The following is a 15,217-nucleotide window of genomic DNA, read 5'->3' as shown; positions in this document are numbered from 1 at the left end:
CCCGTGCGCCGGCGGGGGCTGCCGCCGCGTCGTGCCCAGCGGTCAGGACGGGCTCGCGAGCGGGCCGCGGGTCGTTCTATGTTGCGCTGGGAGTTGATCCGCATGCCTGCCAAGACCGCTGACGAGACCGCGACGACGCACGTCGGGGTGCCGAGGTGAGCCCGCGCGTGGCCGTCACGGACACCGCGGTCCCGGACGAGACGCTGGAGCGGGAGCTCGCCGAGCAGACCGGGGCCGAGTACCGCAGCGTCCGCGACGGGCTCGGCCTCGACGAGGTGCTGGACGGCGCCGACGTCGTGTTCACGAACTTCGCCACGCTCGGCCCGCAGGAGCTGGCCCGTCTCGCGCCGGGCGCCGTCGTCGTGCGGTACGGGGTCGGGGTCGACAACGTCGACCTCGCTGCCGCCGCCCGGCTCGGCGTCCGCGTGACCAACGTCCCGGACTACGGTGCCGACGTGGTCGCCGACCACGCCGCCACCCTCGCCGGCCTCGCGGTGCGGCGGGTGATGACGCTCGACCGGCGGATGCGGGCGGGCGAGCAGCCGATCGCCGCCGAGGCCGGGCGGATCCGCAGCTTCGCCGCGCTCACCGTGGGGCTGGTCGGTGCCGGGCGCATCGCGCGGCTGGTCGGTCGCCGCCTGGCCGCCTTCGGCGCGCGGATCGTCGCGGCCGACCCGTACGCCGACGCCGAGGCGCTCGCGGCCGAGGGCCTCACGCTCGTGGACGTCGAGACGCTGCTGGCCGAGGCGGACGTCATCTCGCTGCACGCGCCCCTGACCGACGAGACCCGGCACCTGCTCGACGACGCCACCCTCGCCCGGGTCCGGCCGGGCGTCGTCGTCGTCAACACCGCCCGCGGAGGACTGGTCGACACCGACGCGCTGCTGCGTGCCCTGGACGCCGGCAGGGTCGCGGTGGCCGCGCTCGACGTCACCGAGCCGGAGCCGCTGCCCGCCGACCACCCGCTGCGCACGCACCCGAACGTCGTGCTGACCCCGCACTCGGCCTTCTACGCGGAGGAGTCGATGGCCCGGCTCCAGTCGCTCGCCGTCGACGAGGGCCGTCGGGCGCTAGCCGGCGAGCCGCTGCGCTCCCCCGTGCCGCTGCCCGACACCGGAGGTGCCAGGTGAGTACCCGCCCGCTGAGCTGCGCCACGTTCGTCGCCGGGGAGTTCCGGACCGGCGGTGCGGTGCTCGAGCGTCACAACCCCGCGACCGGTGAGCTCGTCGCGACCGCGCCGGTGGCCGACGCCGGGACGGTCGAGGAGGCCGTCCGGGCCGCGACGGAGGCCTTCGGGTCCTGGAGCCGCACCAGCGGGTTCGAGCGTGGACGACTGCTGCGCGAGCTCGGCCGGGTCGCGCTGACCAGGCTCGAGGACCTTGCCACCGCCATGACGCTCGAGCAGGGGAAGCCCCTGGACGAGGCGCGCGGCGAGGTCCGCAAGTTCGCCCAGGCGATGCGCTACTACGGCGAGGAGGCCGAACGCGTCGAGGGACGCACCGTGCCCAACGAGAGCGACGACTTCCTCAGCGTCGTGGTGCACGAGCCGGTCGGCCCGGTGGCCGCGATCACGCCGTGGAACTACCCGGTGGAGCTGGTCGGCTGGAAGCTCGGCGGCGCCCTCGGGGCCGGGTGCACGATCGTCGTCAAGCCCTCGGAGTACACCCCGGGACCGGCGCACCTGCTCGCCGAGTGCGTCCAGGAGGCCGGGTTCCCACCCGGTGTGGTGAACGTCGTCCACGGCGACGGCGAGGTCGGTGCCGCGCTCGCCGGGCACCCCGACGTGGCGAAGGTGGCGTTCACCGGGTCCGCGACCACCGGCGCCGCGCTGTTCCGCACCGTGCACGGGGTGACGCCCCTGACCATGGAGCTCGGCGGCAGCTGCCCGATGATCGTCTCCCGTCACGCGGACCTCGACCTGGCGGTGGCGGGCGCCGCACGCCGCTCCTTCCGCAACGCGGGCCAGATCTGCATCGCCATCAACCGGATCTACGTGGAGGAACCGGTCTACGAGGAGTTCCTCGCCGGGCTGGCTGCGGCCACGACGGCCCTGCGGGTCGGCGACGGCTACGCGGACCCGACGGTCGACGTCGGGCCGGTCACCATGGCCGAGATCCGCGACCGTACCCACCGGCACGTCGCCGACGCCCTCGACCGCGGCGGCGTCCTCGTGGCGGGCGAGGCGGAGGCGGACACCGGCGGCCTCTTCGTCACCCCGGCCGTGGTCGCCGGCGCGCCGGCCTCCTCCCTGCTGATGAGCGAGGAGACCTTCGGTCCCGCGGTCGGCGTCGCCCCGTTCACCTCGATGGACGAGGCCGTCAAGCACGCCAACGCCGTGCCCGGCGGCCTGGCGGCGTACCTCTTCACCGAGCGGCTCGCCGAGACGGTCGACGTGGCCCGGTCCCTCGACTTCGGCAACGTCGGGGTGAACACGGTCGACGCCGGCATCATCAACGCCCCCTACGGCGGCCGCCGGGAGTCCGGCTTCGGGCTCGAGCACGGCCCCGAGGGGTTGCACGGCTACCTGCAGCTGAAGCACGTGCGGGTGCGGCACCGCCACTGACCTGTCCTTAGACACGAACGAATCTCTGACACGACGAAGGAGTCACCGTCATGCTGATCGGGATCGACCTGGGCACCTCGACCTGCAAGATCATCGCCGTCGACGCCGACGGCGCGGTGGTGGCCAAGGCCAGCCGCGACTATCCGATGATCAACCTGCGGCCCGGCTGGGCCGAGCAGGAGCCCCACCTGTGGTGGAGCGCCACCGACGAGGCGATGACCGAGCTCGCCGCGAGCCTGCCGGGGAAGGGCGCGGAGGTGCGCGGGATCGGGCTGTGCGGCCAGATGCACGGCCTGACCGCGCTCGACGCGGACGACGAGGTGATCCGCCCGGCGATCCTCTGGAACGACCAGCGGGCCGCCCCGCAGTGCGACGCGCTGACGGAGCGCGCCGGCGGCCTCGAGGAGCTGCTGCGGATGACCCGGAACCGGATGCTGCCCGGCTTCACGGGCGGCAAGATCCTGTGGCTGCGCGAGCACGAGCCGGAGCACTACGAGCGGATGGCGAGCCTGCTCAACCCGAAGGACTACCTGCGGCTGCGCATGACCGGCCGGCACGTCACGGAGGTCTCCGACGCCTCCGGCACCGGGTTGTTCGACGTCGAGCGGCGGCAGTGGTCCGAGGAGCTGCTGGAGATCGCCGACATCGACCTCTCGTTGCTGCCGGAGGTCGTCGAGTCCACCGAGGTCACCGGCACGCTGCTGCCCGAGCTCGCGCGCCGGTGGGGCCTACCCGAGGGGACGCCGGTCGTCGGCGGCGGCGGAGACGCGGTCATCCAGACGACGGCGATGGGTCTCATCGACGAGGGCGAGGCCGGCTTCACGATCGGCACCGCCGGGATCGTCGCGGGCGGGCTGACCCGGTGCCCCGACAACCCCGGCGGCCGGGTCCAGGTCTCGTGCGGGAACGAGCCCGGCCGGTGGCACATCATGGGAGTCTCCCTCAGTGCCGGCGGCGCGCTGCAGTGGCTCCGGGACTCCCTCTCACGCCTCGACACCCAGCACCCGTTCACCTTCGACCGGCTCGTGGAGGCGGCGCAGGAGGTCGAGCCCGGCTCCCGCGGGCTGCTCTTCCTCCCCTACCTGCTGGGCGAACGGTCCCCGCACGTCGCCCCGGACGCGACGGCGTGCCTGGTGGGACTCAGCCAGTTCCACCACGTCGGCCACATCGCACGGGCCGTCGTCGAGGGCGTGCTGATGAACATGCGCGAGATCCTCGAGATCTGCGTGGCGGCCGGCCTGCAGACGGACCGCATCGTGGCTTCCGGCGGGGCGACGAACCACCCGATGTGGTTGCAGACGCTGGCGGACGTGCTGAACCGCGAGGTGGTCACCGCGACCGGGGCCACCGAGGGCGGTGCCTACGGCGCCGCGCTGGCGGCCGGCGTGGGCGCCGGCGTGTGGCCGGACCTGCCGACGGCGCTCGGGCGGCTGCAGGTGGAGCAGACCCTGACGCCGAACCCGGCGGCGGCCGAGCAGTACGAGCGCACCTTCGCGGCGCACCGACGCCTGCACGAGGCGCAGCAGGAGGTCCGCGAGCTCCTGGCGACCGTGGGCGGCGGCTCGTGACCGCGATGACGCCGCAGGACCGCGCCAAGCAACATGTCGGGCGGGCTGCCGTGGAGCGCTACGTGCGTCCCGGCATGCTGCTCGGGCTCGGCTCGGGCACCACCAGCCACTGGTTCGTCCGGGCCCTGGGTGAGGCGGTGGCCGACGGGCTGGAGGTGCGCGGGATCCCGACGTCGCGCTCGACGGAGGAGCTCGCGCGGTCCCTGGACGTCCCGCTCGTCGGGTTCGACGAGATCGACCGCATCGAGCTCGTCGTCGACGGCCCGGACGAGGTCGACCACGACGGGCACATGACCAAGGGCGGCGGCGCATGCCTGCTGTGGGAGCGGATCGTGGCCGACGCCGCAGAGCGGTACCTGTGCGTGGCGGACACGACCAAGCTGGTGGAGCGGCTCGGCGCGTTCCCGGTGCCGATCGAGGTGGTCCGGCACGGCTGGGAGTCCACCGGCCGGTCCGTCCGGCGGCTGCTGTCCCACCACGGCTACCCGGACGCGCCGATCACGCTGCGCACGAAGGACGGCGAACCGGTGGTCACGGACTCCGGCAACCTCATCCTGGACGCCGCACTCGGCTCGATCACCGACCCGCTGGTGCTGGACCGGGAGCTGAACTGGATCCCGGGCGTGGTGGAGAACGGCCTGTTCACCGGGATCGCTGACGAGGTGCTCTTCGCCGATCCCGACGGCGCGATCACCGTGATGGAGACCGCGGGCTCACCGGCGGGCCGGCCGACCACCACCGTGCACGGACGCCGCACGACCGGCACCTGACCGGTCCGCGGCCACACCGTTCAGGACCAGCGCCAGTTGTGCGGACGCGCCCTCGGCCGGTAGGCGCCTTCGGGCAGGTCGTCGGCGACGCGGATCATCCACCGCACCAGCTGCCGGTGCAGCCGCTCACGCACCTCGCGATGCGCCGGATCCTGCGCGAGGTCGACGTGCTCGGCCGGGTCGGCCTGGAGGTCGTACAACGCCTCGGCGCCGCGGTCGTCGACCACGAGCTTGTACCGCCCGGAGACCACCATCCGTTCACCGCCGCTGTGGGTGACGCTGTTGAGCTCGTCGAAGGTCCGGCCCTCGTACGGGAAGTGCAGCGGCGGCCGGTCGTGCTCGTCGTAGGACACACCCCCGTAGCCGAGCTCCCCCAGGATGCTGTCGAACTCCTCCGCCGGGGCGTTCTCGCCGGCCAGCAGCGGCGCCAGGCTGCGGCCCTGCACCCCGGGCGGCAGGGACTGGTCCAGCAGCTCGCAGAGCGTCGGCAGGAGGTCGACGATCGAGACCAGCTCCTCCCGCCGCTGCGCGGCGACGCCAGGGCCCGCGATCCCCAGCGGGATCCGCATGAGCGCGTCGGACATGCCGGCGCCCTTGCGCTGCAGCCCGTAGTCGCCGACGTAGTCGCCGTGATCGCTGACGAAGACGACGATCGTCTCCGCGAGCCGGTCGCCGAGACCGTCCAGCAGTCGCCCGACCTGGTCGTCGAGGAGCCGGAGCATCCCCAGGTAGTTCGCCCGGTAGCGGCGCCAGTCGTCGTCGAACCCGGGCCGCTTCCCGGCGATGAGGTCGTGCAGCCACCGGTGACGCCACGTCAGGTCGCCGAGCACCTCCGGCCCGGCGAGCCGGTCCGGGACCTCGTCCTCCGGGAAGAGGCTGAAGTAGGGCTCGGGGACCTGGTAGGGGTTGTGCGGCTCCGGGAAGGAGACCCACAGCAGGAACGGGTCCTCCCCATGCTCCCGGCCGTGCCGGTCCACGGCGTCCAGCGCGCCGGTGACGATCCGGTGGGGCAGCTGGCACTCCAGCGGGAACGGCGTCGGTTCCCGGGCCACACCGTGGTCCAGCTCACGCAGCCACGCGTCGAACGCCGCCTGCTCCGGCCCCTCCTCGGGACCGTACTCGTGCATGTACGGGCCGTGGAAGGTGTCGAAGTCCTGTGGTCCCCTCGGCATGTGCGGCTTGCCCGCGAAGTGCAGCCGGTAGCCCGCGGCGCGCAGCACGTCCACCAGGTCACCGCCGTGGTAGGCGTGCCCGGCGGTGCTGTTCTGCCGTACCCGGTGCGCGGTCGGGAACCGCCCGGTGAGCAGGCTGGTCCGGGCCGGCACGCACGCCGGGTAGCTGGTGTAGGCCCTGGTGAACCGGGTGCCACCGGCCAGCAACCGGTCGAGCCGCGGCATGGTGTCGGGCCCGCCGTCGCCCGCCGTCAGCCCGGCACGGTGCTGGTCGGTCATGACGAGGAGGACGTTCGGGCGCGACGACGAACCCATGCGAGCCGTGCTCCTCCTTCGTCCCGGCGGTCTCGCCGCTACTGCTGGTAGCCCTCGAGGATGCCCAGCAGCTCGTCGGCCGCCTCCCCGGGCGTGCGGTCGCCGAAGAGGACCTCGCCCGTGATGCGCTCGAAGTCGTCACCGAACGTGCTGGCCTCGCTGGGGGTGACCTGGGGCGGCGGGACGACCTCGTCCTGGAGATCGGACGCGAACTCCACCGAGTTCCTGCCGGTGGGCGACAGCTCCGGCTCGATGACCTCCTGGATCTCCGGGTCGGCAGGCACGCCGCGCTCGACACCGAAGATCCGCGCGGCCTCCTCGTCGTTCAGCATGAAGTTGACGAAGGTCGCCGCCTCCTCCGGGTGCTGCGTGGACTGCGCGATCGACCAGTACATGGAGGCCTTGTTGACCATGTGGTGCTCGCCGGGCGTGCTCGCGGGCATACGCAGGAGCCCCATCTCGACGCCGGAGGCGTCGACGTAGGCCTGCACCTGGGTGTGCCACAGCGGCGTGAAGGCGGCCCGGCCGGTCGCGAAGGGGTTCTGCTCGAGCGCCACCCCGATGCTCTCCGTCTGGAGGGTCGGCGGGGGGACGGCACCGGAGTCGACGAGGTCCTGGTTCGTCTCGTAGAAGTCGATGATCGTCTCCCGTGAGACCGGGTTCTCGTCCTCGCGGTTGAACACCTCTTCGCCACGCTGCCGGGCCTGGATCTGCAGGTTGGCGAGCTGGAGCGACCAGTAGTCGATCCCGTAGGCATCCCCACCCAGCTCGGAGTGGACCTGGCCCGCGATCTCGTAGAAGTCCTCCCAGGTCCACGTGGTGTCGTCCGGGACCTCGATCCCCGCCTCCTGCAGCATCTCGGGGTTGTAGGCGAGCGCATGCTGCGCGATGCCGACGGGCGCGCCGTACAGCGTGCCGTCGACCTCGCCGGTGAGCAGGACGTCCTCCGACATCCCGGACAGGTCGAGGCCGTCGAGTGTCTCCAGGTCCAGCAGGCTGCCCTGGCTGCCGTAGGCGGCGATCTGGCTCTCGTCCATCTGGATGATGTCCGGGGCGTCACCCGCCGCGGTCGCCGTGGCGAGCCGGTCCCAGTACGAGTCCCAGCTGGTCCACTCCGGCGTGACGGTGATGTTCGGGTGCTGCTCCTCGAAGCGGGCGATGACCTGTTCGGTGAGGTCGGCGCGGGCGTCGGCACCCCACCAGGTGAAGCGGAGGTTCACCGGTCCGCCGTCCCCACCGTCGTCCCCGCCGCCCTGGTCGGCGAGGTTCTCGGCCTGACCGCAGGCGGCCAGGGTGAGCGATACTCCGGCGAGTGCGGCCAGGAGCGTCCGTGACCGGCGTTTCGTCGTCATGGTCTGGGACCTCTCTGTCGGGGACTTGCTGCGGTGCCGTCAGGGTCCGACCACCGCGGCCGGGACGGCGGCAGGCTGTGCTGCCCGGCCGGGCTCATGCGGTCATCTCTGCCGCGACCGGGCGGCCGTTCATCGCATGGTAGAAGGGGTTCACGGGGGTCAGGTCCGTCCGCAGGACCGGCTGCCCGGTCAGCGCCGAGGCGTACAGGCCCGCGACGAGCTCGAGCGACCGGCGGCCGTCCGTACCGCTGCTCGGTGGCCGTGCGCCGGCGTCCATGGCGTCGAGCAGCGCACGGAGCTGCGCGGTGTGGGAGCTCGCGACGCTCGCGTTCGGCCGCGGTGCCCACGCGGCCGAGACCCGCTCGTCCACGTGCGACGCCGGGGTCCACACCCAGCTGCTGTCGTCGTAGCCGTACAGGTGGTTCAGCTCGACCGTCGCGTCGGTGAAGTCGAACCGCAGATAGCTGGTCTCGCGCGGGGAGAGCAGGCTGTTGACGACCGACATCATCGCGCCGGACTCCAGCCGCACGGCCGCCATCGACACGTCCTCGGTCTCGATGTCACGGTCGAGGGTGCCCATCATGGCGCGCACCTCCGCCCAGTCGCCGAGGATGTGCAGGGCGAGGTCGAACTGGTGGATGCCGTGGCCCATGGTGGGTCCGCCACCCTCGGTGTCCCAGCGCCCGCGCCACGGCGGGTCGAAGTAGCCGTGGCCGCGGTACCACATCGTGTGGCAGGCCGCGACGAGCGGCCGGCCGAGCGCGCCGGTGGCCAGCTGCTCCCGCAGCCGGGCGGCGCCGGAGCCGAACCGGTGCTGGAAGACGTAGCTGACGTACGGGCCGCCGTCGCCCTCGAGCGCCATCAGCTCGTCGTACTCGGCGAGGGTGAGCGTGGGGGGCTTCTCGCACCACACGTGCACCCCGGCGCGGAGGCAGGCCGCGACAGCCGGGCGGTGCGCGCCGGGCGGGGTGCACACGACGGCGAGGTCGAGGGACTCGGCGTCGAGCATCGCCTCGATCGCCGTGTAGTGGCGCGGGATGTTCCACGTCTCGGCGAACGTGCGGGCGCGCTCGGCGTCGACGTCGACGACGGCGACCACCTCCACCCGCTCACCCAGGTCACGGACGGCGGGCAGATGGCGGCCGCCCGCGATGCCACCGGCCCCCACGATCCCCAGACGGGCAGGTCCTCGCTGCATCGCGGCCCTTCGTCGGACGACAGCGCCTCCCTGGCCGGAAAGCGCTATCACGCTCGGTCATCGTCGTACCCACGTCGCGGTGGGTGATGCCCACGAGCCTAGAGTGCCCGTTCGAGGCCGACAAGCGAGTGCCCGCATGGCGGCGGACCGGGCGTCGCCGGCGGGCCGTCAGACCCGGGCGAGCATCGCGTCGATCGTCTCCGCGACCGGCGTGCCGGCCTCGAGGAGCCGGTCTCCGGCCGGGACGAGCAGGCCGCGGTCCCCGGCGTCGTACAGCTCGGCGAGCAGCTCCGCGGCGCGCGGCGGCAGCCCGGCCGAGACCAGCGTGGCGGTCCAGGCCTCCCGCGGTACGACCACGACCTCGAGGGTGCTCCCGAGCGCCCGCCCGAGCGCGGTGGCGACCTCCTGCTCGGTCACGGCCGGACCGAGGACGTCCACCACCTGCGATCGGGTCGGCGGTGCCATGAGGATCCCGGCGACGAGCGCGCCCACGTCGCGGGCGGCGACCATCGGCACCGGCACGTCCGCCCGGCTCGCGAAGACGGGATACGCCCCGTCGGCCGTCGCTGGTCCGAGCGTCTCGGCGACCTTCTCCTGGAAGTGCGTGCACCGGACTGCCGAGAGGATCGTCCCGGTGGCCCCGAGGCGCTGCTCGAGGTCGCGGAGCCACGCGACGACCTGCGGCGGGTGCTCCAGGTCCGCGCCGAGCGAGGACAGCAGCGCGACGTGCGGGACACCGCTGTCGGCGACGGCTCCGGCGATCGACGTGGTCAGGGCTGCCTGGTCGCCGGCGATGTCGGGGACCGCAGGGCTGAAGGGCAGCAGGGTGAAGAAGCCGGTGCTGTCCCGCAGCACGGCGGCCAGCGCGGACCGGTCGCGCAGGTCGACCACGCGGACCTCCGCACCGCGTTCCTGCCACGACCGGCCGGCGGCGGGGTCGCGGACCAGCACGGTGGTGGGTGCGCCGGCGTCGAGCAGCGCCCGCGCGACGGCGGACCCGACGTTCCCGGTGACTCCTGCGACGGTGTACATGACTCCTCCTCGGCTGACTGATTCGGGTGTGCACCAGTGCATGCCACGGCGACGAGACGTTCCATGGCCACGAGGCGCGCAGACATGCGCGTGCGTCTCGATCAGCGCCCCGTGACGCACCTGTCGCGGCTACCGTTGGCGCGTGGACGCCCTCGCCGACCTTCTCGACGGTGTGCAGGCCCGCAGCGCCGCGTTCTGCCGCACCGTGCTGGTCCCGCCATGGGCGCTGCGCATCGCCGACCACGCGCCGCTCGCGCTGGCCACGCCGCTGCGCGGGCACGCCTGGGTGGTGGACGCGGGCAGCACGTACCGGGTCGGGCCCGGAGACGTGGCGGTCGTGACGGGAAGCAGGCCCTACGTGGTCGCCGACGACCCCGCCACGCCTGCCGACGTCGTCGTGCACGCGGGCAACCGCGTGACGACGCTCGACGGACGCGAGGTGACCACGCTCGATCCACCCGGCGGCGAGGTCCCGGAGCGGGCCGGCATCGTGGCCAGCGGCACCTACCGGGTCACGGGGGACGTCGGGGCCCGGCTGCTCGCGGCCCTCCCCCGCGTCCTCGTGGTGCCGGCGCACGACGTGGCCGGCGGCGTCATGGACCTGCTCGCGGCCGAGCTCGCCCACGAGCGTCCCGGCCAGCAGGTGGCGCTGGACCGGCTGCTGGACCTCGCGCTGCTGACCACCCTGCGGGCCTGGTTCACCCGGCCGGAGGCCGCGGCCCCGGGGTGGTACCGGGCGCTCGGCGACCCGGTCGTGGGCCGGGCGCTCCGTCTCCTGCACGGCGCCCCGTCCCGGCAGTGGACGGTCGAGTCGCTGGCCCGCGAGGTGGGGTCCTCGCGGGCCGCGTTCGCCCGCCGGTTCCGGGAGCATGTGGGGGAGCCACCGCTGACGTACCTCACCACGTGGCGGCTGACGCTCGCGGCCGACCTGCTGCAGCGGACCGACCGCACGCTGGAGTCGATCGCCCGCGAGGTCGGGTACTCGAGCGGCTTCGCCCTCTCCGGTGCCTTCCGACGGGTCCGGGGCGTCAGCCCGCGCGACCACCGGACGGCCCGGGCGGCCCTGCGCGACGAGGCCGCCGTGACCCGCACCGCGCTGGGCGAGGTGACGGCCGCGGCACGGCGTTGACGCCGGGTGGTCACGCCGCCGGGCCGGTGGAGCCCCGCACGATCACGTTGCAGCGGAGCACCTCGGTGGCCGGGCTGAGGCTCTGGTCGCCGAGCCGCCGCTCCAGCATCGCCGCGGCCACCGCACCCATCTCGCCGTTGCGTGCCGCCACGGTGGTCAGCCCGGGCGTGACCATGCCGTCCTGGAGCGAGTCGTCGAAGCCCGCGACGCTCAGCTCGCCGGGCACGTCGACGCCCAGCTCGCGCACCCGCGTCAGCACACCCCAGGCGAGCAGGTCGTCGAACGCGATGACGGCCGTGCACCCGGAGTCCAGCACCCGCTGGGCGACCGCGCGGCCGGAGACGAAGGTCGGGGACTGCGACGGTTCGACACGAAGCTCGACGCCGTGCCGCTCCGCGGCCCGGGTGATCCCGGCGCGCTTGGCGGCACCGGAGCGGGACGCCGCGGGGCCGTCGACGTAGCACACGCGACGGTGCCCGAGCAACGCAACCTGGGCGAGCAGGTCGGCCATGCCCTGGGCGGCGTCGACCGCCACGCCGTCGACGCCGTCGACGAGACGGTTCACCAGGACCGTCGGGCGCCGGCGAGCGACCACTGTCACGTCCTCGTCGGACATCCGCGAGGCGACCAGGATGAGGCCGTCGACCTGCAGGCTCAGCCGCGTGGCGAGCTCCGGCTCGGCGGCGGCCTCCTCGCGCGAGTCGGCGAGAAAGACGCCGAACCCGCGCTGTTGGGCCACCTGCGCGATGGAGGCCAGGATGGGGCCGTAGAAGGGGTTGGCAACCTCGGGCAGCAGCACGCCGACATTGCCGAGGCGCCCGGTGGCCAGTCCGCGGGCCGCGTGGTTCGGCCGGAAGTCGAGCGCGTGGGCGGTCTCCAGGACCTTTCGCCGGGTCGCCTCGTTGACCCGGGCGCCGCCGTTCAGAGCCCGGGAGACGGTCGCGATGGAGACGCCGGCGGCGCGCGCCACGTCATGGATGGTCGCCACGGTGCCCCTCTCCGCGCGCCGGTAGGGTGGAAGCGCTTTCGCATAGCCTAGCGCCGCCCCACCCATCTTCGGAGGCAGTCGCATGACTGACGCCACGATCCTGCTGCGCCCGGACGACGACGTCGCCATCGCCACCCGGGACCTGCCGGCCGGCACGACGCTGCCGCTGCCCGGCGGGCCGGTGACCGTGACGTCGACCGTGCCGCGCGCCCACAAGGTGGCCGTGCGACCGGTGGCCGCCGGGTCGCCGGTCCGCAAGTACGGCCAGTCCATCGGTCGTGCGACCCGGCCGCTGGAGCCCGGCGATCACGTCCACACCCACAACCTGGCGTTCGACGAGGGGGCGCGCGACCACGAGTTCGGCACCACGCGCCGCACGCCGCCCCCGACGATGGCCGGCCGGACCTTCGACGGCTACGTGCGCGGCGACGGGCGGGTGGGCACCCGCAACTTCATCGGCGTCATCACCTCCGTGAACTGCTCCGCCTCCTCCGCCCGCATGGTCGCGGACCAGTTCCGCGGGTTGGGCGTGCTCGACGAGTTCGAGCACGTCGACGGGGTCATGGCGCTCACCCACGGCTCCGGCTGCGGCCTGGTCCCGGACTCCGAGGGCGGCCAGACGCTGCTGCGGACGCTGCGCGGGTATGCCCGGCACCCGAACTTCGGCGGGCTGCTCGTGCTCGGGCTGGGCTGCGAGATGATCCCGGTGTCCGCGCTGGTCGAGGACCTCGGCCTGCCCGAGGGCATGCACGTGGAGGCCATGACGGTCCAGGACAGCGGCGGCATCCGGGCCACGGTGCGGTCCGCCGTGGAGAAGATCCGCGCGATGCTGCCGGCGGTGGACGAGGCCCGGCGCGAGCCCGTCGACGCCCGCCACCTCGTGCTCGGCCTGAACTGTGGCGGCTCCGACGGCTACTCGGGCATCACCGCGAACCCGGCGCTCGGGCACGCCTCGGACCTGCTGGTCGGCGCCGGCGGCACATCGGTGCTGGCGGAGACACCCGAGGTGTACGGCGCCGAGCACCTGCTCACCCGGCGCGCGGTCTCCGAGGAGGTGGGCCGCAAGCTGCTGGACCGGATCGCGTGGTGGCAGGAGTACGCGCGCGCCGGCGGCGGGACGCTGGACAACAACCCCTCCCCCGGCAACAAGGCGGGCGGGCTGACCACGATCCTGGAGAAGTCGCTGGGCGCCGTCGCCAAGGGCGGTGCCGCCGAGCTGTCCGCGGTGTACGAGTACGCCGAGCCGATCAGCACACCGGGCTTCGGCTTCATGGACACCCCCGGCTACGACCCGGTCTCCGTCACCGGGCTGGTGGCCGGCGGCGCCAACGTCGTGTGCTTCACCACCGGTCGCGGCTCGGTGCTCGGCTCCAAGCCCGCGCCGACCATCAAGCTCGCGACCAACACCGAGATGTACGAGCGCATGCGCGAGGACATGGACCTCAACTGCGGACGCATCGTGGACGGGACCGCCACCCTCGAGGAGGTCGGCGAGGAGATCTTCGAGGAGATCCTCGCCGTCGCCTCCGGGCGGCGGACGGTGAGCGAGGAGCTGGACCTCGGTCAGGACGAGTTCCAGCCCTGGCAGCTGGGCACCGTCACCTGAATCGACCGCCCGCCGCTCGGGCGTGCAGCGAGCTACTCCGGCGCGTGGGACTCGAGGAACTCGTACAGGTCGGTCGTGTCCACGCCGGGGAACGCACCGGCCGGCAGGGTCGCCAGCAGGGTTCGGGGCGTGCGGACGTTCGGCCACGCCTCGTCCCGCCACAGCTCCTCCAGCGCCGCAGGCGGCCTGCGGCAGCACACCTCGGTGGAGTGCTGGGACACCGCACGGTTGGCGGTCTCGCGGCCGACGAACCACTTGGTGTCGTCGAACCGGACGCCGACGCTGACCGAGTGCGCCCCCTCGCTGGAGGACTCGACCCGGGCGGTGCACCAGTACGTGCCGTTCCCGGTGTCCGTGTACTGGAAGTAGGGGTTGAAGTGGTCGTCGACGTCGAAGACGGCCCGGCTGGACCAGCGCCGGCAGCACATCTGCCCCTCGATCGAGCCCAGCCGGTCCGTCGGGAAGTTGACGTCGTCGTTCTCGTACGCCTTGGTGATGGTCCCGGACTCGTGGACCTTGAGGAAGTGCACCGCCAGGTCGAGGTGCCGCGTGGCGAGGTTGGTGAACCGGTGCGCGGCCGTCTCGTAGGAGACGGCGTAGGCGTCGCGCAGGTCCTCCACGGAGATGGCCCGTCGCCGCTTGGCGGCCTGGAGCGTCTCGGCAGCACGCTCCTCGGGGATGAGCAGTGCCCCCGTGAGGTAGTTGGTCTCGACGCGTTGGCGCAGGAACTGGGCGTAGCTCGTGGGTTCGGCATGGCCGAGGATGCGGCTGGACAGGGCCTGCAGGACGGCGGTGCGCGGGTCGCCGCCGACGCGGCTGGACAGGTACAGCCTGCCGTGCTTGAGGTCGGCGACGCTCCGGGTGGTCTGCGGTAGGTCCGGCACGTAGTGGAGCGTGAAGCCCAGGTGGGCGGCGACGTCGCTGGCGGTGCGCTGGGTGAGCGGCCCCCCGGGGTGGTCCACGGCGGAGAGGATCTCCCGAGCCTTCTCCTCCAGCTCGGGGAAGTAGTTGTCCTGCCGGCGCATGAGGCGCCGGAGCTCGACGTTGGCCCGGCGCGCCTCCTCGGGGGTGGCCTGGCGTTCGTCGCGGAGCCGGTCGATCTCGCCGTGCAGCGCGAGCAGCGCACGCAGTGCCTCGGTGGGCACGGTCTTGCCGATCCGGAACGGCTCGATGCCCAGCGCCGAGAACGTCTGCGAGCGCATCGCCCGCTCGAGGTCGATCTCGAGACGGGTGCGCTCGTCGAGGGGATCGGCCTCGAGCAGGGCGTCGATCCTCACCCCGAGCGCGCGGGCGATCGCCTGCAGCAGGGTGAGCCGGGGCTCGCGACGGCCGTTCTCGATCATCGACAGCTGGCTCGGCGCCCGCCCGACGGCGGCCGCGAGCGCGTCCAGGGTCATGGACCGGGCGGTACGGAGCTGACGGATACGGCGCCCGATCGTGAGGACGTCGGGTCCGGCGTCGCCCGTCTCGTCGACGGCGGTCATGGGCCGACTATGCCACGGATCCTCTCAAAATCGGAAGATC

At 73.2% G+C, this 15,217-nt stretch carries 12 protein-coding genes; 6 read left to right on the top strand and 6 right to left on the bottom strand.

Annotation, left to right across the window (positions count from 1 at the left end; genetic code table 11):
• Positions 1–167: 167 nt before the first annotated feature.
• Genes ACFQQL_RS03965 through rpiA form a run of 4 tightly spaced genes read left to right on the top strand, consistent with a single transcriptional unit; the run spans position 168 to position 4,901 of the window.
• Positions 168–1,130 carry a C-terminal binding protein gene (locus ACFQQL_RS03965; RefSeq protein ID WP_382391471.1) on the top strand — a complete coding sequence of 321 codons (963 nt, stop codon included), beginning with the start codon at positions 168–170 and terminating at the stop codon, positions 1,128–1,130.
• Positions 1,127–2,563, top strand: a complete 1,437-nt coding sequence (locus ACFQQL_RS03960) for an aldehyde dehydrogenase family protein (protein ID WP_382391469.1) — start codon at positions 1,127–1,129, stop codon at positions 2,561–2,563. The genes ACFQQL_RS03965 and ACFQQL_RS03960 overlap by 4 nt, the downstream gene beginning before the upstream one ends.
• A 50-nt stretch (positions 2,564–2,613) precedes the next feature.
• The gene (gene xylB / locus ACFQQL_RS03955; RefSeq protein ID WP_382391467.1) at positions 2,614–4,131 is read left to right on the top strand and encodes a xylulokinase; all 1,518 of its coding nucleotides are present in this window, start codon (positions 2,614–2,616) and stop codon (positions 4,129–4,131) included.
• Positions 4,132–4,136: 5 nt separating this feature from the next.
• Positions 4,137–4,901, top strand: a complete 765-nt coding sequence (rpiA, locus tag ACFQQL_RS03950) for a ribose-5-phosphate isomerase RpiA (protein ID WP_382393782.1) — start codon at positions 4,137–4,139, stop codon at positions 4,899–4,901.
• Positions 4,902–4,921: 20 nt separating this feature from the next.
• On the opposite strand, the gene ACFQQL_RS03945 is transcribed toward rpiA, so the two are convergent.
• The 4 genes from ACFQQL_RS03945 to ACFQQL_RS03930 form a co-directional block, all read right to left on the bottom strand.
• Positions 4,922–6,388, bottom strand: coding sequence for a sulfatase-like hydrolase/transferase (locus ACFQQL_RS03945; protein ID WP_382391465.1), 1,467 nt, complete (start codon positions 6,386–6,388; stop codon positions 4,922–4,924).
• Between the two features lie 38 nt (positions 6,389–6,426).
• Entirely contained in the window at positions 6,427–7,740 is a 1,314-nt protein-coding gene (locus ACFQQL_RS03940; protein WP_382391463.1) for an ABC transporter substrate-binding protein, read from the bottom strand.
• A 94-nt stretch (positions 7,741–7,834) separates the two neighbouring features.
• On the bottom strand, positions 7,835–8,938 hold the full coding sequence (locus ACFQQL_RS03935) for a Gfo/Idh/MocA family protein (protein ID WP_382391461.1): 1,104 nt from the start codon (positions 8,936–8,938) through the stop codon (positions 7,835–7,837).
• Between the two features lie 168 nt (positions 8,939–9,106).
• Positions 9,107–9,970, bottom strand: coding sequence for an NmrA family NAD(P)-binding protein (locus ACFQQL_RS03930; RefSeq protein ID WP_382391459.1), 864 nt, complete (start codon positions 9,968–9,970; stop codon positions 9,107–9,109).
• 142 nt (positions 9,971–10,112) lie between these two features.
• Here ACFQQL_RS03930 and ACFQQL_RS03925 point away from each other — a divergent pair, with 142 nt between their 5' ends.
• The gene (locus tag ACFQQL_RS03925) at positions 10,113–11,099 is read left to right on the top strand and encodes an AraC family transcriptional regulator (RefSeq protein ID WP_382391457.1); all 987 of its coding nucleotides are present in this window, start codon (positions 10,113–10,115) and stop codon (positions 11,097–11,099) included.
• A 10-nt stretch (positions 11,100–11,109) separates the two neighbouring features.
• Here the strand turns inward: ACFQQL_RS03925 and ACFQQL_RS03920 are convergent, their stop codons facing one another.
• Entirely contained in the window at positions 11,110–12,087 is a 978-nt protein-coding gene (locus ACFQQL_RS03920; RefSeq protein ID WP_382391455.1) for a LacI family DNA-binding transcriptional regulator, read from the bottom strand.
• 82 nt (positions 12,088–12,169) lie between these two features.
• Here ACFQQL_RS03920 and ACFQQL_RS03915 point away from each other — a divergent pair, with 82 nt between their 5' ends.
• Positions 12,170–13,693, top strand: a complete 1,524-nt coding sequence (locus ACFQQL_RS03915) for a UxaA family hydrolase (protein ID WP_382391453.1) — start codon at positions 12,170–12,172, stop codon at positions 13,691–13,693.
• Between the two features lie 32 nt (positions 13,694–13,725).
• On the opposite strand, the gene ACFQQL_RS03910 is transcribed toward ACFQQL_RS03915, so the two are convergent.
• Entirely contained in the window at positions 13,726–15,177 is a 1,452-nt protein-coding gene (locus tag ACFQQL_RS03910) for a helix-turn-helix domain-containing protein (RefSeq protein ID WP_382391451.1), read from the bottom strand.
• Between the last annotated feature and the right edge of the window lie 40 nt (positions 15,178–15,217).

Source organism: Georgenia alba, from assembly GCF_042665525.1.
Taxonomy (GTDB): Bacteria; Actinomycetota; Actinomycetes; order Actinomycetales; family Actinomycetaceae; genus Allobogoriella; species Allobogoriella alba.
The sequence above is the reverse complement of the archived record's forward strand: the minus strand, read 5'-3'. Positions and strand labels throughout refer to the sequence as shown.

What these genes read in the sequence shown, in the direction of transcription:
- xylB (WP_382391467.1), top strand. Translation starts at nt 2,614, where the DNA reads ATGCTGATCGGGATCGACCTGGGCACCTCGACCTGCAAGATCATCGCC.
- rpiA (WP_382393782.1), top strand. Translation starts at nt 4,137, where the DNA reads ATGACGCCGCAGGACCGCGCCAAGCAACATGTCGGGCGGGCTGCCGTG.
- ACFQQL_RS03945 (WP_382391465.1), bottom strand. Translation starts at nt 6,388, where the DNA reads ATGGGTTCGTCGTCGCGCCCGAACGTCCTCCTCGTCATGACCGACCAG.
- ACFQQL_RS03940 (WP_382391463.1), bottom strand. Translation starts at nt 7,740, where the DNA reads ATGACGACGAAACGCCGGTCACGGACGCTCCTGGCCGCACTCGCCGGA.
- ACFQQL_RS03935 (WP_382391461.1), bottom strand. Translation starts at nt 8,938, where the DNA reads ATGCAGCGAGGACCTGCCCGTCTGGGGATCGTGGGGGCCGGTGGCATC.
- ACFQQL_RS03930 (WP_382391459.1), bottom strand. Translation starts at nt 9,970, where the DNA reads ATGTACACCGTCGCAGGAGTCACCGGGAACGTCGGGTCCGCCGTCGCG.
- ACFQQL_RS03915 (WP_382391453.1), top strand. Translation starts at nt 12,170, where the DNA reads ATGACTGACGCCACGATCCTGCTGCGCCCGGACGACGACGTCGCCATC.
- ACFQQL_RS03910 (WP_382391451.1), bottom strand. Translation starts at nt 15,177, where the DNA reads ATGACCGCCGTCGACGAGACGGGCGACGCCGGACCCGACGTCCTCACG.